Source organism: Bacillus sp. FSL K6-1006 (genome assembly GCF_038593175.1).
Classification (GTDB): Bacteria; Bacillota; Bacilli; order Bacillales; family Bacillaceae; genus Bacillus; species Bacillus safensis.
In genome coordinates this window covers 1,685,726-1,706,471 of the sequence record NZ_CP151970.1, presented here as the reverse complement: position 1 = coordinate 1,706,471, position 20,746 = coordinate 1,685,726, and the positions used below count along the sequence as shown (strand labels likewise).

The following is a 20,746-nucleotide window of genomic DNA, read 5'->3' as shown; positions in this document are numbered from 1 at the left end:
AAAAAAGCGCTCTGATTAGAGCGCTTTTTTTATATCACATCACCCGTTTAAACATTTTCTCCATCTCATATGTCGAGTGATGAATGATGATCGGCCGGCCGTGCGGACAGGTGAATGGGTCCTTCGTTTGCCGAAGTTCATCTAATAAGGCTTTGATTTCATCATGACGCAAATGACGATTTGCTTTGATTGAGCCTTTACAGCTCATCATAATCGCCGCTTCTTCTCTCAGTTTCTTGATATCAACACGTTTTTCATTAAGCACTTGCTCTATAATCTCTTCGATCAGTTCAGCCTCTTCACCTTTTGGAAACCACTGCGGATGCGACCGAACGATGTAGCTACCTGAACCAAAGGGCTCTAAGAAGACCCCCACTTTCGCTAGAATATCCTTATGCTCTTCAATGATCAGCATATCGTTTTTAGAGTAGTGAAATGTTAAGGGGACGAGCATTTCTTGCACTTCCTGCTTGATCTCTCCCACCTTCTCACGATAATACTCATACTTGATTCGCTCTTGAGCCGCATGCTGGTCGATGATATAAAGACCTCGTTCATTTTGAGCCAAAATATATGTGCCGTGCATTTGTCCAATTGGATACATCACAGGGACGCGCTCATTTTCAGGAATTGTTTCTGTCATTTCTTCGTGCAGTACCGTCTCTTCATATTCAAGTGAAGCGGCGGATTCCTCTAAATGAACACGCTCAGATGAGGCTTCTTCATAACATACTGGTGATGATGCTTCTGTCTTCTCTTGTTTAGGCATTCCGTATGCATCGGTATGACTTGTCTCGTATACGATCGATTCGAGCGGCTCCGGCTGATAGGTTAGTGGTGTTTCCGCTGGGCTTTGTTTTCCTTGTTTCGCATCGAAGGTTAAGGATTGCTGCTCATTTTTCACAGCTGGCATTGGTGCTTTTTTTGGTGCTGAAGCACTTGGAATGAGCTGCTGCTTTTGAAATACTTCCTTAATTCCTTGTTTAATCAGCTCATGAAGTTCCTGCTCTTTACTTAGTCTCACTTCAAGCTTCGAAGGATGAACGTTCACGTCCACTAGAATGGGATCCATCTTCATCTCAATAAATGTAATTGGATGGCGGCCAATCGGAAGCAGCGTGTGATACCCTTCATGGATCGCTTTCACGAGCGGAAAATGTTTGACATATCGGCCGTTTACAACAGAAGACATATAATTCCGTGATGCCCTCGTCACTTCTGGTAAGGAAATATATCCTTTCACTTCAAAATCAAGTGATTGTACGTGAAGCGGCAGCATTTTTTTAGCCACAGCTGTCCCGTAAATGGCCGCAAGTACATGACGCACATCTCCGTTTCCATTTGTCTGTAGCAGAACTTTCCCTTGATGACGCAAACGGATCGATACTTCGGGATGAGCTAGTGCAATTCGATTGACCACATCCGATATATTGCCAAGTTCCGTATGAACGGTTTTCATGTATTTTAGGCGGGCTGGCGTATTGTAAAATAAATTGGTGACCACAATCTCGGTGCCGCGGCGGCCAGAGGTTTTTTTCTCTGAAATAATCTTCCCGCCTTGCAAAGCTAAGTGTGTCCCAGCTCCTTCGCCAGTACTTGTTTTCATTTCTAGATGAGAGACGGATGCAATACTTGGCAGCGCCTCTCCTCTGAATCCGAGCGTTCTAACACGAAACAGATCATTTTCATCTTTGATTTTACTCGTTGCATGGCGCTGGAAGGCGAGCTTACAATCTTCAGCATCGATTCCAACACCATTATCAATAATCCTGATAGAAGAAAGACCTGCTTCTTCTACATCGATTTCAATGACTGTACTTTTTGCATCGATCGCATTTTCCACAAGCTCCTTTACAACAGAAGCCGGACGCTCAACCACTTCACCTGCAGCAATTTTATTGGATAGGTCATCGGATAACTGAATAATCTTTGCCATTTCTGCTCACCTCACCTTACATTATAATTTCTTTTGCAATTCATATAGCTTTGTCATGGCGTCAAGCGGCGTCATATCCATTAGGTTGAATGACTTTAATTCGTCGATGACCGCTTGATCCTTCTGTTTTAGGGCAGCTTTGGGCTGCGGTTTTTCTTCTACTTCAAAGAAAGATAGCTGCTGTTTTTCTTCAGCCTTTTCTGCTTTTGGTGCTGCAGATACGGTTGGGGTCAAGTCATGTGATCCGCTCTCAAGCTCCGTTAAAATAGTCTGGGCTCTATTAATGATGGCATCAGGCAATTCCGCAAGCTGCGCTACATGAATACCATAGCTTTTATCAGCTGCACCTTCTTTGATTTGATGTAAGAAAACGACCGTGCCTTCATGCTCTTCAGCTCGCACATGAACATTTTTCAGCTCGCTTAATTGAGATTCAAGGACAGTGAGCTCATGGTAATGTGTAGAGAATAGGGTTTTGGCCCCAATATGATCATGAACAAATTCAATGATCGCCTGCGCAAGAGCCATTCCATCATAAGTACTTGTCCCGCGTCCAATTTCATCAAATAAAATCAAGCTGTTTTTCGTAGCATGCACCATCGCATTTTTCGCTTCGAGCATCTCTACCATAAAAGTACTTTGACCAGAAATCAAATCATCTGCTGCACCAATACGTGTAAAGATTTGATCGAAGATTGGAAGCGTCGCCTTTGACGCAGGCACGAAGCAGCCAATCTGCGCAAGAATCGAGATGAGCGCCATTTGTCTCATATACGTACTTTTCCCTGACATATTCGGTCCAGTGATGAGTAAGGTTTGTCTGCCTTTTCCCATCTGGCAGTCATTCGGTACATATTCCTGGTGATCCAGCACTTTTTCAACGACAGGGTGACGGCCATCTTTGACATCCACATCATCCTCTGAGAATTCCGGCCGGATATAACGGCGCTTTTCACTGACAGTCGCAAAGCATTGAAGCGCATCAAGCTCGCTCATTTGTTTTGCAAGCAGCTGTAATCTAGGAATATAGCCTTTTACTTGCTCCCTAAGAGCTGTAAATAGTTCATATTCCAATTCGTTAATATTTGATTCTGCTTCAAGAATCAGTGCTTCTTTTTCTTTTAATTCAGGTGTGATATACCGCTCTGCATTGGCAAGCGTTTGTTTTCTTTCGTAACGCCCTTCCTCCAGCAGATGTGTATTTGCGCGTGTCACTTCGATATAATAACCAAACACTTTATTAAACCCGACTTTTAAGGAGCGAATGCCGGTATATTCTCTTTCCTGCTGTTCAAGCCGTGCAATCCAGTCCTTTCCGTTTCGGCTGGCATCACGGTATTCATCTAATTTTGCATTGTACCCATCTTTAATCAGATTGCCTTCTTTTATCGTTATCGGCGGATTTTCATGAAGTGCATCTTCTAATAAATCAAGGAGGTCACCACAAGGATCAATCTCATTCGCTCTTGATTTCGCCATTTCCTCTGGTAATGAATGAACGAGTTGTTTAATATCCGGTACTTGTTTTAAGGATTCTTTGAGCTGGATGAGATCACGGGCATTCACGTTGCCAAATGCCACGCGGCCCGCTAAACGCTCAAGATCATATACTTGCTTTAATCGTTCGCGCAGATCCTCTCGCTCAAAGAAATGATCCATCAGAATCTGCACCATTTCCTGACGCTCGTTAATTTGCGAAAGGCGAATGAGCGGCCGGTCGATCCATTGTTTGAGCAGTCTGCCGCCCATCGCTGTCTTTGTTTCATCTAACAGCCATAATAAAGAGCCTTTTTTGCTTTTTGAACGAATCGTTTCTGTTAATTCAAGGTTTCGTTTTGAGTAAAGATCGATTTTCATCGTTTGTTCAAGCTCAAATACTTGAACTTTCTGAAGATGGTCCAAGCTTCTTTTTTGCGTCCTTCTTAAATAGGCATATAGTGTTAAAAATGCTGTTTTTAACTTTTCATCAAGATGGGAAATGAGCTGTTCAGCTTCATCTAATAATTCATCACTATCTTCGTATGAAATGGTCGCTTGGCAGCGTTCTTTAAGGGTTTTGATTGTTTCCTCATCCAGCTGCTTTGACACCACAATTTCTTTTGCACCAACAGAATAAATTTCTGATACGACTTCATCTAATCGATCGATGAATGCCGCCATGTTTTCACCTGTTGATAAATCTGACAGCGCAAGACCGTACCCATTTTGAAAGCTGGTAACAGACGCAATAAAGTTGTTCTCGTTTTCACTTAAACCTTTACCATCCATGACGGTTCCTGGTGTAATCAGTTGAACGACTTCCCTTTTGACTACACCTTTTGCCGTTTTAGGGTCTTCCACCTGCTCACAAATGGCGACCTTGTAGCCTTTTGAAATCAACTGTTCTATGTATGCAGACGCAGAATGATAAGGAACGCCGCACATTGGAATTGTGCCGCCGTCTCTGCTTGTTAACGTAATTTCTAGTTCTTGCGCGGCTTCCTTTGCATCATCAAAAAACATCTCATAAAAATCGCCTAGGCGAAAAAATAAAAAGGCATCTTGATAATCTGCCTTGATCTTTAAATATTGCTGTATCATGGGCGTATAACTTGCCATATTTCTAATCCCTCACTATATTACTTTCGAATTCATACCATCTTTAATTATAGCATAAAAAATCACCTTTTTTCTCCTAGATCAGGCACAAAAAAACTAGGGGGATATGCGCCCTAGTCATTCATTACTCTTCTGGCTCACCTGCTAGGAATTCTGGATGAATATCCTCTAACTCCTCATCCACTTCTTCTTCCCACTCGTGATCATCTTTTTCTTTCCAGCTTGAATTGACCTCTACGACAATTTTTGTTTCACCGACTACCTCAGCAATGAATTCACGCTCTGCCTGAACGATAATTTTATTGCCATTTGGAGAAATGGTCACTTCTAAGCAATTGGGCTGCTGCAATACTTTCGCAATTACTTCGTGCTCATCATCAAGGAAATTCTTATCTTTATATCTCAGTTTAATGATGTCTACATACTTCACACGCTCTGTGACGACTTCTGTTTTCGTGTTGTCGGCGTAAGAGTACCATACGTTAATATCAAATGTTCCTTCGATCTCAACGGTTTTACCGACCTTTTCAGCATCATACTTATGATTAATGATCCAACCACCTAGGATGCTGGTTGGTTTTTGCGATGGAGAAATGGTGTGTGTGCTTTGGGTGAATTTCCTCCCTTTTGCAACCACCGCTTTTGTAATAATTTCTCTGTATTCAGACATTCCGGCATGCCTCCTTGTTCTTGATCGTTTTATCTTATGCTGGGCATTCGTCTAGTGTGTCACGATTTTGAACTTCATGTTCAATTAAATTCATTTCTGTTTCAGTGTATGCATGGTCGCTCATAAACTTGCCTTGAAAATTGGAAAAGTTGGAGAGTGAGAGGTTTGGAGACGATGAAGCATGAAAAAGAATGGGTAGTGCTTTTCAAAAAATGTTAATATGAAAGCAAAAAACCCCGCATCTGCGGGGTTTTCTCATTTAATGGAGCAACTTGGTGATGAGTTTTTCACTTTTGAACCGGTTTCTCCTAATAAGAGGTCACCGCCGGTTGAAAGAATGATTTCATCTGTTACTTGATTCGAAATCGTGTGCGCTACAAGCTGAAGCAGGGAATTGACTTCCATTTGTGATTCTTTGAATTCTTGAATCACTGGAATGTCATCCAGTTCTTCTTGCAGGGCATCGATTTTTTCTTCGACTTGCTTTAAGGCTTCATGTTTGCCGTAATGCTTTAAGTTCACAGCTTGTTTTTGAAGCGCCTTAATTTGATTAATAATCGTTGAAATTTTTGTATTTTCATTGATTTGCGCTTCTGCTTTTTTGAAGAAATCAACTTCTTCCGTTTCAGAAATCATTTTAGCGAGCTCTCTTGCGCGCTCGACAATCTCTTTCTTTGAATAAAGTGTCATTTTAATTCACCTCGATAGCTTCTCCAACCATTTCTCCGTCAAGAGACCAAGTTTTGGCTTGTGTGATTTTCACTTTGACGATGTTGCCAATCGCTTCTTTTGGTGCTTTAAAATTCACAAGCTTGCTTTTACTTGTATATCCGGCTAGGATCTCAGGGTTGTTTTTACTTTCACCCTCTACTAATACTTCGACAATCTGCCCTTCATATTCCTTCATTTTTTTCGCAGAAATTTCATTCACAAGTGCATTTAGGCGCTGCAGACGTTCTTTTTTCACACGCATTGGCACGTTGTCTTTCATTTTCGCTGCAGGCGTTCCTTCTCTTGGAGAATAAATGAATGTATAAGCAGCATCAAACTCAACCTCGCGATAGAGGGAAAGTGTTTCTTCAAACTGCTCATCTGTTTCATTTGGGAACCCAACAATAATGTCCGTTGTTAATGAAGCATTCGGCATAGCTTCTTTGATTTTGCGCACAAGATCAAGGTAACGCTCACGGTCATATTTTCTCGCCATAAGTTTCAGCACAGAAGAACTTCCGGATTGAACTGGCAGGTGAATATGATCGAGAAGGTTTCCGCCCTTGGCAAGCACTTCAATTAAGTGATCATCAAAATCACGCGGGTGGCTTGTTGTAAAACGGATACGCGGAATATCAATTTTTCGCAGCTCATCCATCAGGTGGCCAAGACCATATTCCATATCTTCAAAATCTTTTCCATATGCATTCACGTTTTGACCAAGAAGGGTAATTTCCTTATATCCTTCTGCCGCTAAACGTCTGACCTCTTGAATAATTTCATCTGGGCGGCGGCTTCTTTCCTTGCCGCGCGTGTAAGGCACGATACAGTATGTACAGAATTTATCACAGCCGTACATAATGTTCACCCAGCCCTTGATTTTACCTTGACGGGCTCTTGGAAGGTTCTCAATCACGTCGCCTTCTTTTGACCAAACCTCAATGACCATTTCTTTTGAAAGGTAGCATTCAGATAACAGCTCTGGCAGGCGGTGAATGTTGTGCGTGCCAAAAATCAAGTCAACAAATGGGTGTTTCTTCAAAATACGGTTCACGACAGATTCTTCTTGTGACATACATCCGCAGACACCTAAAATTAAATCTGGCTTTTCACGTTTTAATGCTTTTAAATGTCCAAGCTCTCCAAACACTTTATTTTCTGCATTCTCACGAATAGCACAAGTGTTTAATAAGATGACATTTGCATCTTCCGTTGAGTTTGTTGGTTCATAGCCAAGCGCCATAAAAATACCAGCCATCACTTCTGTGTCATGCTCATTCATTTGACAGCCATATGTGCGAATATAAAACTTGCGGCCGTTTCCTAACCCTTGAAACTGCTCGTCAATTTGAAATTGATTGTATTCAACTTCTTCTTTACCCCGTTTTTTTGCATCTTTTAAGGAAGGCGGAATGTACACAGCTTCAAAATATTTGCTGTAGTCCTTCTCGGATTTTTTGTCCGATGAACTCACTTGTCCGCTCGCTTTTCTCTGCTCTTCATTCATGAATTTGTACTCCTTTCAAACCAAGTTCCACCCTACAGTATAGACTATTTTGTGATGAATTGAAAATAAATCATATGTGTCATCACTTTTCAATCCACCCGGATTCTGCATGAGTATTGAGTAGGTTTTAACAGTATGTTATCTTTCTCCAAAGGATTTTGTATTTCTTTTACAACCTTCATTTGCTGTGTACCGACACTCTCAACTAAAGTAATCACATACGCTTCTTTTTCCTCTTCTGCTACCATTCTTTCTTGTTCAGATAAGAAGAAAGGAAAGTCTTGATGAGCAAGTTTAGAACCCTTCACCTCTATAAGTTTTTCTTTTCCATCAGGGTAATACGATTTGATATCAAATCCATGACCATCTTCCGTTTCGGCTAACCAATTTACTTTTTTCGCCAATTGCTCCTGACCCGCTGCATTTAATTGCTCTACTTCCATATCATAAACAAATTTCTCTGCTATTCGACCTGTCTCTTCATTTCGCTTGGCTCTTTCTTCTCTTAATTGCTTATAAACGTCTCTATGGATGATTCTTTTTCGTTTTATACTCTTATTAATCTTTGTGTCCATATGAAGATCCGGATTCGAATATATTTCGAAAATAAAATCATAAAAAAATTCATTTAAGTTATATATGTCCTTTAAAAATTCGTATTGATTAAATGTATCAATATTATACCTTTTAAATACCAAAGAACCTGCTGCATATTTTTTAGGTCTATCAGATTCTCCTAAGTAAAAATCACCTATTTCAAATCCTTTTAAATTAGGACTATTCATCAATTGAGGTTTTAGTCGTTCTCGCCAAACACTCGCTTCATATTCAATCTTTTTGAGAGATAGATTTTCAGTACCTAAACCAATCGATAAATAAAAGTCTTTGCCATTATTAGCGAATAAAATGACTATATATAATCCTTTTTGTGTTGTTGTTTTATTTGTTTTTTGATTCTTTGTTAAGAGCTGGTCTAGAAACGCTATCCAAATAGACTCTGAAACTTTTCCATTTCCTGTAGATGCTTTAATATCGATTCTATCCAAATTTTTCATATGACGTTTTTCTAATTCATTTTGAATTTTGTTTGGTATCTCTTTATTAAACATTTTGTGAAAAGGGTGATTCTTATCTGTTATTACATTGCTCTTATAATCTAAATATTGCTTATAAAAATCTTCTTTATTAAATAACATTTGTCTCATCACTTACCCCAATAGATCTTTTTACATACATTATACATAACAAACGGTAGATTTGATGAAAATTGGAAAGAATATCGTCAAAAAAAAGAGAGCCTGCGCTCTCTCAATCAAGTATGTTTAGTTTTTTTGCTTCTTCTTCAATGATTGTCAGTGCCCGGTCTAGTTCTTCTTTTGTGTGCTCGGCTGTGATGATGGCTCTAATTCTTGCCTTGCCTTTTGCTACAGTTGGGAAGGCGATGCCTTGGGCAAACACGCCTCGTTCTATTAAAGCCTTTGAGAAACGAAAAGTAAGTGCTTCGTCTCCAATCATGATTGGGATAATCGGTGTCTCTGTTGGAGCGACTTGAAATCCAAGGCTGATGACTTTTTCTTTAAAATAAGCGGCGTTCTCCCAAAGTGTATCGATTCGCTTCGGTTCATCTAACAGCACTTCAATCGCTTCTTCACACGCTCTAGTCACAGCTGGCGGATGTGAGGTGCTGAATAAAAACGGTCTTGCTTTATGTTTTAGATAATCAATTAAAACCGCTGAACCAGCCACGTAGCCGCCGAGCACTCCGACAGCCTTGCTAAGTGTCCCGACCTGAATGTGCACTCTGCCGTCGAGTTTAAAATGGTTGACCGTCCCGCGGCCATTCTCGCCAAGCACGCCCGAGGCATGCGCATCGTCTACCATCACAAATGCATCATATGCTTCTGCGAGCCTGACGATCTCAGGAAGTGGCGCGATATCTCCATCCATCGAGAACACACCGTCTGTAACGATGAGGCGGACGCGGTAATTCATTGATTTTTTCAAAATCTTCTCCAGCTCTTCCATATTAGAATGACTGTATACTTTCTTATCTGCTTTGGTTAATCGGATTCCATCAATAATGGAGGCATGATTCAGTTCATCTGAAATGACAATATCATCTTTTGTCAGGATACTGGATAAGACCCCTTGGTTGGTCGTAAAGCCTGATTGGAACACAAGAGCAGCTTCTGTCTTTTTAAATGAAGCAAGCTTTTTTTCAAGGCGTTCATGCATTGTCATTGTGCCGGCGATGGTTCGTACAGATCCTGTACCCGCACCGAATTCATCAATCGCCTCTTTTGCTGCTTTCATCAGCCTTGGGTGCGAGGTGAGGCCTAAGTAGTTATTTGAGGAGAGTTGTATGACAGATTGTTCATTTAATGTAACAGTGGATGATTGTTTTGAGTCGATCTCTTTCAAAGTTTGGTGGGTGCCTTGCTGCTTCATTGTGTCCAATTCATCTTGTAAATACGTGAATTCTTTCATCATTTCTTCCCCCTTTGATATGATGGCATCATCAGTACGACTTTTCCGCACGTACCGCTTTGCATAAGTTCAAATCCCTTTTCGAACTCTTCAAATGGCAGTGTATGAGTGACAACTGGCTTTACATCAATGGTATTCGTTCTTAACAGCTCAGATACTTGACGCCACGTCTCAAACATTTTTCTCCCCGTGATCCCTTGCACGGTTAATCCCCTAAAAACAATTTGATTCGTAATATCAATTGTCACTGGTCGTTCTGGCAAGCTTAGTATATTGACTTTTCCTCCATTTGCACAAGCTTCGAGTGCTTGATTAATGGCAGCTGGATGACCTGACATCTCACACATCACGTCTGCCCCTTCCATCCGCGTGAGCTGCTTAATCATCGCGACTGGATCATCTTTTCCAATATCTACAATATGATCTGCACCCATTTTTCGGGCAAGATCGAGCCTGTATTCATTTTTATCAACAGCGAACACTTGAACAGCCCCGGAGGCTTTTGCGACAGCAATTGCCATTAAACCGATTGGTCCGCAGCCAAAAATTGCCACTGACTTACCTGAAACAGGTGTGTGCAGTACAGTATGAACAGCATTTCCTAGCGGCTCTTGTATAGAGGCAAGCTCAACCGGCATTTGGGCTGGATTGTGCCACACATTTTGTTCAGGTACTTTGACATATTCAGCAAAACAGCCATCAATGTCTACCCCTAAAATTTTCGTTTCACTGCACAAATGCTGCTGTCCTGTTAAGCACATATAACATTGATTACATACAACATGCGTCTCAGCCGATACAAAGTCCCCTACCTTTGCTCGTGAGACTTGCTTCCCCACTTTAACAACTTCCCCTGTAAATTCATGTCCAAAAATGTAGGGCGCTTTGACTCTTCCCTTAGCCCAGTCGTCCCAATTATAAATATGCACGTCTGTTCCGCATATCGAAGTGGCTTTCACTTGGATCAAAACTTCATGATTTTTGATTTCTGGAATCGGCATCTCCATCAACGCCGCTCCGTAAGCGCTTTCTTTTTTAACAATTGCTTTCATCGTTCCACACATGACGTACAACCCCTTTGTTAAAAAACTTCTCCCAATCAGATTTTAACACGACTTATTTTAGTCGTAAATACCACTGTCCACCAGATAAATACAAATGAACACCCCACATATTTTTTTGGATATTTTTCTAAAAAAAAAGCAAATCTCCTTTCGATCGGAGATTTGCTTTCATCGTCAGCGTTTCTTTGAAACGGCAACATATAGGGCTGGCACAATGAATAATGTCAGAATTGTTGAGAAAAACACACCTGATACAATGCAGATTGCCAGCGGCTTAAAGAGTGGATCATGACTTAATGCAACAGGCATTAGTGCAACAAGTGCCGTAAATGCTGTTAAGAGAATCGGCCTAATCCTTGCTCTTCCTGCTTCAATGACAGCTGTCTGTTGATCAAACCCTTGCTTGCGCCGCTGCTCAATAAATTCGAAGAGGACGACCGCATTTCGGACGACAATACCAGCCAATGAGACAATTCCCATTGTTGCCATAAAGCTGAATGGTGTTTGTGTAACAAACAGTCCGATAATGGCTCCTGATACGGCTAAGTAAACCGTTCCTAGAACTAACAGCGGAAGCATCAATGAATTGAACTGGAATGCGATGGTCACATAAATGAGCAGCAAGACAACTGCAAATAAGAGACTAATTTCAATAAAGAACTGGGTCTGATTTTCATTTTCTCCACCTTGTGAAATGGTCAAATCCTTCGCTGCAGAACTTTTTCCTACTTGATTGACGACTTCTTTCATATCGTCTTTAAACGAATCTGATGCACCGGGATACGCCTTCAGCGTAATGGTCGGCACTCCATTTTCATGTGGAATGCTTTCGTACTGCTCTGTTTCTTTTTCTTTTACATATCGGCTAAGCGGCTCAAGTTGAGGCATACCGCCTTCATTTGTCTTCACAGGCACATTCATTTCTTTTAGCTTTAAACCATTTTGATGTGTGCCTATATCCTGTTTCACCACTAAATCGATATCATTTGTTCCTTGTTGAAAGGTACCTAATGGAATTCCTTCTGTCACAAGACCAAGCTGTCTGCTGACAAACTGAGCACTGAGCCCATCCTCTGCCATCCGCTCACGGTTTAATTCAAAGGAGATCGTTTTCACCGGCTGATTGACATCGTCCGTAATCAAGCTTGCCCCTTTGTCTTTCATTTCATTTGTCAGCGTTTCTTTGACATCAATGAGCTTTGAAAAAGATTCACCCGCAACCGTTACTGTCACTGGCGCTCCAGCTGGCGGCCCTTGAACAATGGTTTTCATAAAGATTTCTGCCTCATTGAATTTCTCTCGCAAAGGCTCAGTCATACGATCTATCAATGCCTTACTAGTTATCTGATCATTGTCTACTCTCACGACAACCTGACCAGTATGGTCACTTGCATTTGAAATACTTTCATTAAACAGGTTCGGCACACCGCCGCCTGCAAAAATCGCCGTTTCTTCAATGCCTTTTTGCCGTTTGATCTCTTGTTCTATTTTCTTTAGTGTTTCATTTGTTTTGTCTAGTGTTGTTTCACTTGGAAGTGTGACAGTGACGACCACTTCTTTCTTATTCGCCGCAGGGAAAAATTCAAATGGTGTGACGAAAATAAGTAAAAAAGCAAGCGTTGCAACGAGCAAACCACTTAGTCCAATAACGAGCGGCCGCTTCACAATGTTTGTCAGCACACGGTCTGCATAGAAATCAGCCAGCCTTTTTAATGGTTTCCCTAGGAATCCCGGCTCTTTTTGACTGTTTTTGTTCTTTCTTTTCCGGTTCACAGTATATTGATAGACCGGTACAAGTGTCAGAGAAATCACCATGGATGCAAGCACAGTCGTAACTAGAACAGACGGTAATGCCCGAATAAATGAACCGTTTGCACCTGATAGGAAAACAAGCGGCAGGAAGGCAAATACAACAGCTAGTGTTGATGTCAAAATGGATCCTGCGACTTCTTTCACTCCTGCAATTGTTCCTTTAAGCGGACTTTCGTATTTTTTCATTTGTCTTAAAATATTATCATTGACGACAATGGCATCATCGACAAGTATCCCTAAGGCAATAATAAAGCCGATGATCGAAATTTGATTGAGGTCCACTTGTAAAAATGGCAACGGAATCGTTCCAATTGTAATCGATAGCGGAATGGCTAGTGAAACGATAAACGCCCCGCCAATCGTGAGTCCAAGTGTGGTAACAATTATGACAGCAATGACCGCAACAATGGCTTCTTTTATTAAATCATTGAAAATGGTATCCACTTCACTTTTTTGTGAATAGTAGTCTACCCACTCCACCCCGTTTGGCAGCTGCTTTTCTTTCTCAATGACATCACTGACTTTGTCATACATTTTAGGAATATCAAGCCCTGGTTTAATATTCACAGTAAATGAATAAGCGGGCTTTCCGTTATACGACACAATATCACTTTTCTGTTTTTCTACTTCTTTTAAACTGCCAAGCTGACTAATTGTGACCGGCTCTCTTTTCGTTTTAGAAAAAAGCTCAATCTTTTTAACCTGATCTAAGCGGTCATATGTATTGATGGACAGCTTCACCTTCTCTTTGCCTGCCCGAATATCGCCTAGCGGAGATGTGTCAAATTCCTGATTGATGGCATTTGTGACATCAGTTACATTGAGCCCTTCACCCTCCAGCTTGTTTGAATCTAAATTTAATATCGCTTGTTTGTCATTTAAGCCTTTGATAACGACACTGTCTACCTCTTTGATGTCCTCCACTTTTTCCTTCAATGCACGCAGCGATTTCTGACTCTTTGCTAAGTCCGATGATTCACTCGACACAATCATATAAGAACCAACCGGCACGCTGCCAAATTCATCCTTTACTTCCGGCTCCATCACCCCATCAGGAAAAGACGACGCAGCACTTGTGGTTTCATTCTTAATTTGACTTGCCGCCTTTTGAAAGTCGGCTTGGTCCTCAATTTCAATCACAATATTTGAGAAACCAATGGCTGAAACCGAGCTCGTTTTCTCTACACCGTTGATATCAGATAGGGCTGATTCCAGTTTATTGGTGACATCTCTTTCCACCTGTTTTGCATCTGCACCAGGAAAAACGGTAGAAATCGTGACGAGATTCGCCTCGAATTCTGGCAGTTCTCGTTTAGGAAGCTGCGCGAATAAATAGCCGCCAGCAATGAGAACGATAAAAAATAAAATAAAAACTAGCTTTCCTCTTTTCAAAAAAGCTTCGAACATTATTTCACCTACTTAAATATTTATTTTTGATGAAGTAAATTCAACTTAATCTTAATTTATCATCATGGTGAAAAAATGCAAGCTCTAATATGTCATTTTTATCTATTTCACGAACTGAATATGTTATATAAGAAATGTATAGCGGTAAACAAAAACAACCTGCTTACATGATGTAAGCAGGTTGAAAATAATAAAATTAGAATTATCGTGGCTCAACAATCAATTTGATGGCTGTTCTTTCTTCTCCATCGATCAGAATGTCAGTAAAGGCTGGAATGCATATCAAATCCACTCCGCTTGGCGCGACAAATCCCCTTGCAATGGCGACAGCCTTAACCGCCTGATTCAGTGCTCCAGCGCCGATTGCTTGTATTTCCGCTGCACCGCGTTCACGTAAAACGCCGGCTAATGCTCCTGCTACTGAATTCGGATTTGACTTTGCTGAAACTTTTAAAATTTCCATTTCTGCTCCCCCTTAAATTTACAATGGATAAGTGAGTGTTCATTAGAACAATCTTTGTTAGATGATGCTATTTTTTTGAAAATCCATCCCCAAAATGTTTTTCAAAAATAGCAGGCTACCTACCATTTTTACTATATTCACGATAGAGGGCGCATATTCCTTCTTTCTGATTAATATTTTTCTGAAATAAATATGTGAACATTTATTCAAAGAAAATATGGTCATCATTTATCAAAATTCGATCAATTTTGACAGCTTTTTTCGACTGTTCGTCAATTTCTACGATTACTGCACTTAACGTCGTGCGGCCTTCTGCAATTTCAAACCGGACTGGGAGACTTGTTTTGAATCGTTTAATGATCGTTTCTCGGTCAACACCTAAAATGCCATCATAAGGTCCTGTCATCCCGACATCTGAAATATACGCAGTTCCTTTAGGCAATACGCGGTTATCTGCTGTTTGAACATGTGTATGCGTTCCAACGACACATGATGCACGGCCGTCTGTATACCAGCCCATCGCCTGCTTTTCACTTGTGGCTTCACCATGAAAATCAATAAAAATAAACGGTGTCCGTTTGGATGCTTCCGCAATTAATTCATCTACTTTTTGAAATGGGCAGTCAATTGGCGGTAAAAACGTACGTCCTTGCAGGTTGATGACAGCCAATTCTTTTCCTTGTTTTTTAATAAAGGTGAGACCTTTTCCAGGTGTGCCTTCTGGGAAGTTAGCAGGTCGGACCATATTTGCTGCATCATCGATGAAATCGAAAATGTCTCTTTTATCCCATGTATGGTTACCCATTGTGAGCACATCAGCTCCGGCTTGCAGCAGCTCATGATAGATTTTTTCAGTTAGACCTTTCCCGTGAGCAGCATTTTCTCCGTTGACAATAGTAAAGTGCGGCTGATATTTTTTCTTCAGCTTTGGCAAGTATTCTTTCAGTGTGTCTCTGCCAGGTGAACCGACGATATCTCCAACAAATAATATTTTCATGCGCTTTTGAACCCTTTCTCTTTTAAATTGATCTTCTTATCAGTGTTGCATATTTACACAAAAAAATAAAGCGGCGCTAAGCGCACCGCTCTATTTTGCATACTCTACTGCGCGAGTTTCTCGAATGACTGTCACTTTAATGTGACCAGGGTAATCGAGCTCGTCCTCAATTCGCTTACGAATATCCCTTGCTAGACGGTGAGCTTCAAGATCATTAATTGAATCTGGCTTCACCATAATACGTACTTCACGTCCAGCCTGTATCGCAAACGATTTTTCAACACCTTCATAAGATTCAGAGATATCTTCTAATTTCTCAAGTCTCCGAATGTAATTTTCAAGTGTCTCACTTCTTGCACCAGGGCGTGCTGCAGATAATGCATCAGCTGCCGCAACAAGAACAGCGATAATAGATGTCGGTTCTTGGTCACCGTGGTGAGAGGCAATACTGTTGATGACAACAGGATGCTCTTTATATTTCGTCGCAAGCTCAACGCCAATTTCTACGTGGCTTCCTTCTACTTCATGATCAATGGCTTTTCCAATGTCATGAAGAAGACCTGCTCGTTTTGCAAGCTTTGCATCTTCTCCAAGCTCTGAAGCCATGAGACCTGCAAGATGTGCAACCTCAATTGAATGCTTCAGGACATTTTGTCCATAACTTGTACGGAATTTTAAGCGGCCGAGAATTTTGATCAGATCCGGATGCAGACCGTGAACTCCGACTTCGAATGTCGTTTGCTCACCCATCTCACGGATATAATCATCGACTTCACGGCGTGATTTTTCCACCATTTCTTCAATTCGTGCAGGATGAATGCGGCCATCCTGGACTAGCTTGTCCAGAGCTATCCTCGCTGTTTCACGTCTAATCGGATCAAAGCCCGATAGTATAACAGCTTCAGGTGTATCATCTATGATCAAGTCAATACCTGTTAACGTTTCTAACGTACGGATATTTCGTCCTTCACGTCCGATAATACGACCTTTCATCTCATCATTTGGAAGATTGACTACAGATACCGTTGTTTCAGCCACATGATCAGCTGCACAACGCTGTAACGCAAGTGAAAGAATGTTTTTCGCCTTTTTGTCAGCCTCTTCTTTCGCTCGGTTTTCAGATTCTTTCGTCATGACTGCAATGTCGTGGGAAAGCTCATTTTCAACTTGATCCAGAATGATTTGTTTCGCTTCATCTCGAGTTAGACTTGAAATACGTTCCAACTCGGCTTTCTGCAAACGAATCATATCATCCACTTTGCTTTCCATCTCTTCAATATGTTGTTGTCGTTCATTCAGAGAATGATCTCTCTTCTCCAACAGGGACTCCCGTTTATCTAAAGATTCGTCTTTGCGATCAAGATTTTCCTCTTTTTGAAGTAAACGGTTTTCTTGTCTTTGAAGCTCATTTCGTCTTTCACGAACTTCTTGCTCCGCCTCTACACGAAACGAATGAATTTCATCTTTCGCTTCCAAGAGCGCTTCTTTCTTCAATGCTTCCGCATCACGCTTTGCATCCTCAACAATTTGTTCGGCCATGTTTCTTGCGCCGGATATTTTTGCTTCTGCAATGGTTTTACGAACAAAGTAGCCAACAACTAAACAGATTAGGCTCAGCAAAATGGAGATGATCGTAAACATCGTAGGCGACATATTTTCACCTCCTCTTGCTATGAACTTGGTTTTACAAATAAAGTGTCGGCATGTACATTGTTTTGTGTCTCAACATACAGGGCCTTCACAGGGAATGAGATCCTCACTGCCCTTGTCAAGTTTAAATTAGTTATCAATCATGTTAAGAAAAACAAGTGATACATTCCCATTGTAATTGTGTCGGAAATACTTGTCAAGCTAGTCAGACTGAGGCGTAAGTCGTTATTTCAAGCAAAGACAGAACTTTTGACCTGCCAGCTGTCATGTAAATGTAAAAAAAAGACGCTTTTCAGCGTCTTTTAGTCTTTTTAGTCATTAAACTCCAATTCTTCTTGTCCTTCTTCTTCAGCTGCTTTCACTCCGTTTGTATCCAAACCGTAGTGTTCGCGAATTTGCTCCTGGATCATCAGCATGATATCTTTATTTTCTTTTAGGAACTGTTTCGCATTTTCACGGCCTTGTCCAAGACGTTCCTCTTGGTAAGAATACCAAGCACCGCTCTTTTGTACGATATCCAGCTCGCTTCCAAGGTCGATGATTTCTCCCTCTTTTGAGATCCCTTCACCGTACATAATGTCTACTTCGGCAATACGGAATGGAGGTGCTACTTTGTTTTTGACCACTTTAATTCTCGTTTTATTCCCCATAATGTCATTGCCTTGTTTCAGCTGTTCAGCACGGCGCACTTCTAAACGAACAGACGAATAGAACTTCAGCGCACGTCCACCAGGCGTTGTTTCAGGGTTACCAAACATGACACCAACTTTTTCACGAATTTGGTTGATAAAGATGGCAATTGTTTTTGATTTGTTGATGGCACCTGATAGTTTACGGAGCGCTTGGGACATCAAACGTGCTTGAAGACCAACATGTGAATCACCCATGTCTCCTTCAATCTCTGCTTTTGGTACAAGAGCAGCTACAGAGTCAATAACAACAATATCAACTGCCCCGCTTCGGACAAGAGCTTCTGCAATTTCAAGTGCTTGCTCTCCTGTATCCGGCTGAGAAAGTAACAGTTCATCAATGTTGACACCTAGTTTTTGAGCGTAAACTGGATCGAGTGCATGCTCTGCATCAATAAATGCAGCTTGTCCTCCCTGCTGCTGAACTTCAGCAATGGCATGAAGGGCTACTGTCGTTTTACCAGAACTCTCTGGACCATATACTTCGATAATACGGCCGCGGGGATATCCGCCTATTCCAAGCGCAGTATCAAGTGCTAACGAACCACTAGGTACTGTTGAAATACGTGTATCTGTTTGCTCTCCTAGTTTCATAATAGAGCCTTTACCAAACTGTTTTTCTATTTGTTTAAGAGCCATATCTAAGGCTGCTTGACGATCACTCATTCTATTGTTTCCTCCTTTATCAATTCCACTATCTATACTATACCTTGTTTTACGTCATTTGCCAAGAAAAAAACGAACACATATTCGATTTTTTCTTGGCAGATTTTTTAAGAAAAGAGTATTTTCTATTAGAAAAAACGCACTTTTATAAAGGAGTAAACCTAACAAAAAACAAAATTAACTCTCTTTTAATAAGTTGAGTAAGTGATGCAGACCATATTTCACAGCACGCTTTCGAATGCCCGACCGGCTGCCTGTAAACATCCATTCAAACACGTCCGTCTGGTCTTTCGTAGATAGTCCAATGAACACTTTTCCAACAGGCTGACCCTCTTGGGTATCAGGTCCTGCTACACCCGTAAAGCTAATGCCAATATCACTTCCGGTCAGCTTTCTAACTCCTTCAGCAAGCTCTAAAGCACACTCTTTGCTGACAGCACCATGAGAAGACAATGTTTCCTCTCGGCAGCCAAGTACCTGCTGCTTGACTTGGTTTGTATAACAAACCACACTTCCGTTCAAAATGGATGATGCTCCTTCGAGATCTGTCAGCCATTCGGAGAACATTCCGCCAGTCAGGCTTTCTGCTGCTGCTACTGTTTTTCCGTGCTCGTGCAAGGCTTTGGATGCTTCGCGGACAAGTGATGTATCCCCATATCCGTAGAAGTACTCACCTACCCGCGCCAAAATTTGCGCTTCTGTTTCTTTTAACAGACGCTCTGTTTCTTTTTCATCCTCATGCTTAGCAGTCAGCCTTAGCGTCACTTCACCGTCAGATGCGAGTGGTGCAATTGTCGGATTCGTTTGAGCGTCAATTAAATCTTCTAGGTCTGTTTCAAGCTGCGATTCACCGATTCCGAAGAAGCGCAGAACAACAGACACGATCTTTTCCTTTAAGCCAAGCTTCTCAGAAATCAGCGGCTTTGCCTCGTTTTCAAACATCGGGTGCAATTCACTTGGCGGTCCAGGAAGAAGCATATAAAACGTATCGTCTTCTTGAACAAACATACCCGGGGCCATCCCGAAACGGTTCACGAGCACATCAGACCCTTCTAGAACGAGTGCCTGCTTACGGTTGTTCGGTGACATAACGCGTCCGGTCTTTCGAAAGTAGTCTTGAATCGATTCAAATGCTTCTTCATTTAGTACAAGCTCTTTCCCAAGCGAGCTCGCAATGGTTTCTTTTGTTAAGTCATCTTTGGTTGGTCCAAGACCACCTGAGAAGATAATAAAATTAGATCTTTCCTGCGCCACCTGAATGGCCTGTTTTAAACGCTCTGGATTGTCACCAACTGCTGTGTGGTAATAAACATTCACACCAATTTCAGCTAGTTGTTTGCTGATGAATTGTGCATTCGTATTCGTAATTTGCCCTAGCAATAGTTCGGAACCGACTGCAATAATTTCTGCTTTTCTCTCTGACTTCAAAGCGTACACGTCCTTTTTAGTTAGAATTCTTTAAAGCTTCCCAGTTTTTTGCAAAGTAATCCCAGCCTGAGACAACAGTGAAGAACACCGCTACCCACATCGCTAGATCACCAAACGGGAATGACACTAGTTCAAACGGCAGGTTATGCAGTAAAAGTGCTGAAATCGCAATGATCTGCGCCCATGTCTTCACCTTTCCAAGCATATTCGCTGCCACTACTTCACCGCCTCCGGCTAATACAAGCCTTAGACCTGTTACAGCAAATTCACGGCTGATGATCACAATCGCCATCCATGCCGGTGTGAGGTTGTATTGAACAAGTATAATTAAAGCAGCTGAAACAAGCAATTTATCTGCAAGCGGATCTAAAAATTTACCAAAGTTCGTCACTAAATTAAGCTTACGTGCGTAGTATCCATCAATCCAGTCAGTTGTTGAAGCGACGATAAACAAGATCGCTCCAACAAGGTGCGTCACTTCGATGCTGACGTCGCCAAAGCGCGCAACACCCCAATCTAGCGGTGCAAGCATAATAATCATAAAAACAGGGATCAAGGCGATCCTAGAAAGGGTTATTTTATTCGGTAAGTTAAACATGAAATCCAATCCTCCAATAATGCAATTTTTTATGTATATAATAGTAGGAACAAAAGAAAAGTC

Annotated in this window: 15 protein-coding genes; all 15 read right to left on the bottom strand. The window is 41.4% G+C overall.

Annotated features, from left to right (window positions below; genetic code table 11):
• Positions 1-34: 34 nt before the first annotated feature.
• The gene (mutL, locus tag NSS65_RS08710) at positions 35-1,936 is read right to left on the bottom strand and encodes a DNA mismatch repair endonuclease MutL (RefSeq protein ID WP_034281912.1); all 1,902 of its coding nucleotides are present in this window, start codon (positions 1,934-1,936) and stop codon (positions 35-37) included.
• Between the two features lie 21 nt (positions 1,937-1,957).
• Positions 1,958-4,534, bottom strand: a complete 2,577-nt coding sequence (gene mutS, locus NSS65_RS08705; RefSeq protein WP_326135116.1) for a DNA mismatch repair protein MutS — start codon at positions 4,532-4,534, stop codon at positions 1,958-1,960.
• Positions 4,535-4,658: 124 nt separating this feature from the next.
• On the bottom strand, positions 4,659-5,204 hold the full coding sequence (gene cotE / locus NSS65_RS08700; RefSeq protein ID WP_034281908.1) for an outer spore coat protein CotE: 546 nt from the start codon (positions 5,202-5,204) through the stop codon (positions 4,659-4,661).
• Between the two features lie 255 nt (positions 5,205-5,459).
• On the bottom strand, positions 5,460-5,894 hold the full coding sequence (locus NSS65_RS08695; protein ID WP_008358013.1) for a RicAFT regulatory complex protein RicA family protein: 435 nt from the start codon (positions 5,892-5,894) through the stop codon (positions 5,460-5,462).
• Position 5,895: 1 nt separating this feature from the next.
• Entirely contained in the window at positions 5,896-7,422 is a 1,527-nt protein-coding gene (gene miaB, locus NSS65_RS08690) for a tRNA (N6-isopentenyl adenosine(37)-C2)-methylthiotransferase MiaB (protein ID WP_024427027.1), read from the bottom strand.
• An 89-nt stretch (positions 7,423-7,511) separates the two neighbouring features.
• Positions 7,512-8,627 (bottom strand): DUF3578 domain-containing protein, encoded by a 1,116-nt coding sequence (locus NSS65_RS08685; RefSeq protein WP_326135115.1) that lies wholly within the window; start codon positions 8,625-8,627, stop codon positions 7,512-7,514.
• A gap of 103 nt (positions 8,628-8,730) precedes the next feature.
• Positions 8,731-9,909, bottom strand: a complete 1,179-nt coding sequence (locus tag NSS65_RS08680; protein ID WP_034281904.1) for a glycine C-acetyltransferase — start codon at positions 9,907-9,909, stop codon at positions 8,731-8,733.
• A complete protein-coding gene (tdh, locus tag NSS65_RS08675) occupies positions 9,909-10,973 on the bottom strand; it encodes an L-threonine 3-dehydrogenase (RefSeq protein WP_101677174.1) in 1,065 nt (354 codons plus the stop codon). Before tdh ends, NSS65_RS08680 begins: the two co-directional genes overlap by 1 nt.
• A gap of 174 nt (positions 10,974-11,147) precedes the next feature.
• A complete protein-coding gene (locus NSS65_RS08670; RefSeq protein WP_326135114.1) occupies positions 11,148-14,192 on the bottom strand; it encodes an efflux RND transporter permease subunit in 3,045 nt (1,014 codons plus the stop codon).
• Between the two features lie 202 nt (positions 14,193-14,394).
• A complete protein-coding gene (gene spoVS, locus NSS65_RS08665; RefSeq protein ID WP_003211281.1) occupies positions 14,395-14,655 on the bottom strand; it encodes a stage V sporulation protein SpoVS in 261 nt (86 codons plus the stop codon).
• Between the two features lie 202 nt (positions 14,656-14,857).
• Complete coding sequence (locus tag NSS65_RS08660) at positions 14,858-15,652, bottom strand: TIGR00282 family metallophosphoesterase (protein ID WP_024424109.1); 795 nt, start codon at positions 15,650-15,652, stop codon at positions 14,858-14,860.
• Between the two features lie 90 nt (positions 15,653-15,742).
• Positions 15,743-17,305 carry a ribonuclease Y gene (gene rny, locus NSS65_RS08655; RefSeq protein WP_003211958.1) on the bottom strand — a complete coding sequence of 521 codons (1,563 nt, stop codon included), beginning with the start codon at positions 17,303-17,305 and terminating at the stop codon, positions 15,743-15,745.
• A 308-nt stretch (positions 17,306-17,613) separates the two neighbouring features.
• Positions 17,614-18,657, bottom strand: coding sequence for a recombinase RecA (recA, locus tag NSS65_RS08650; protein ID WP_034281901.1), 1,044 nt, complete (start codon positions 18,655-18,657; stop codon positions 17,614-17,616).
• A 177-nt stretch (positions 18,658-18,834) separates the two neighbouring features.
• Positions 18,835-20,085 (bottom strand): competence/damage-inducible protein A, encoded by a 1,251-nt coding sequence (locus tag NSS65_RS08645; RefSeq protein ID WP_070325846.1) that lies wholly within the window; start codon positions 20,083-20,085, stop codon positions 18,835-18,837.
• Positions 20,086-20,101: 16 nt separating this feature from the next.
• Positions 20,102-20,683: a CDP-diacylglycerol--glycerol-3-phosphate 3-phosphatidyltransferase gene (pgsA, locus tag NSS65_RS08640; protein ID WP_008358030.1), complete on the bottom strand. Its 582-nt coding sequence runs from the start codon at positions 20,681-20,683 to the stop codon at positions 20,102-20,104.
• Between the last annotated feature and the right edge of the window lie 63 nt (positions 20,684-20,746).

Coding starts and splice junctions, on each gene's coding strand:
- mutL (WP_034281912.1), bottom strand. CDS start 1,936: ATGGCAAAGATTATTCAGTTATCCGATGACCTATCCAATAAAATTGCT.
- mutS (WP_326135116.1), bottom strand. CDS start 4,534: ATGGCAAGTTATACGCCCATGATACAGCAATATTTAAAGATCAAGGCA.
- cotE (WP_034281908.1), bottom strand. CDS start 5,204: ATGTCTGAATACAGAGAAATTATTACAAAAGCGGTGGTTGCAAAAGGG.
- NSS65_RS08695 (WP_008358013.1), bottom strand. CDS start 5,894: ATGACACTTTATTCAAAGAAAGAGATTGTCGAGCGCGCAAGAGAGCTC.
- miaB (WP_024427027.1), bottom strand. CDS start 7,422: ATGAATGAAGAGCAGAGAAAAGCGAGCGGACAAGTGAGTTCATCGGAC.
- NSS65_RS08685 (WP_326135115.1), bottom strand. CDS start 8,627: ATGAGACAAATGTTATTTAATAAAGAAGATTTTTATAAGCAATATTTA.
- NSS65_RS08680 (WP_034281904.1), bottom strand. CDS start 9,909: ATGAAAGAATTCACGTATTTACAAGATGAATTGGACACAATGAAGCAG.
- tdh (WP_101677174.1), bottom strand. CDS start 10,973: ATGTGTGGAACGATGAAAGCAATTGTTAAAAAAGAAAGCGCTTACGGA.
- NSS65_RS08670 (WP_326135114.1), bottom strand. CDS start 14,192: ATGTTCGAAGCTTTTTTGAAAAGAGGAAAGCTAGTTTTTATTTTATTT.
- spoVS (WP_003211281.1), bottom strand. CDS start 14,655: ATGGAAATTTTAAAAGTTTCAGCAAAGTCAAATCCGAATTCAGTAGCA.
- NSS65_RS08660 (WP_024424109.1), bottom strand. CDS start 15,652: ATGAAAATATTATTTGTTGGAGATATCGTCGGTTCACCTGGCAGAGAC.
- rny (WP_003211958.1), bottom strand. CDS start 17,305: ATGTCGCCTACGATGTTTACGATCATCTCCATTTTGCTGAGCCTAATC.
- recA (WP_034281901.1), bottom strand. CDS start 18,657: ATGAGTGATCGTCAAGCAGCCTTAGATATGGCTCTTAAACAAATAGAA.
- pgsA (WP_008358030.1), bottom strand. CDS start 20,683: ATGTTTAACTTACCGAATAAAATAACCCTTTCTAGGATCGCCTTGATC.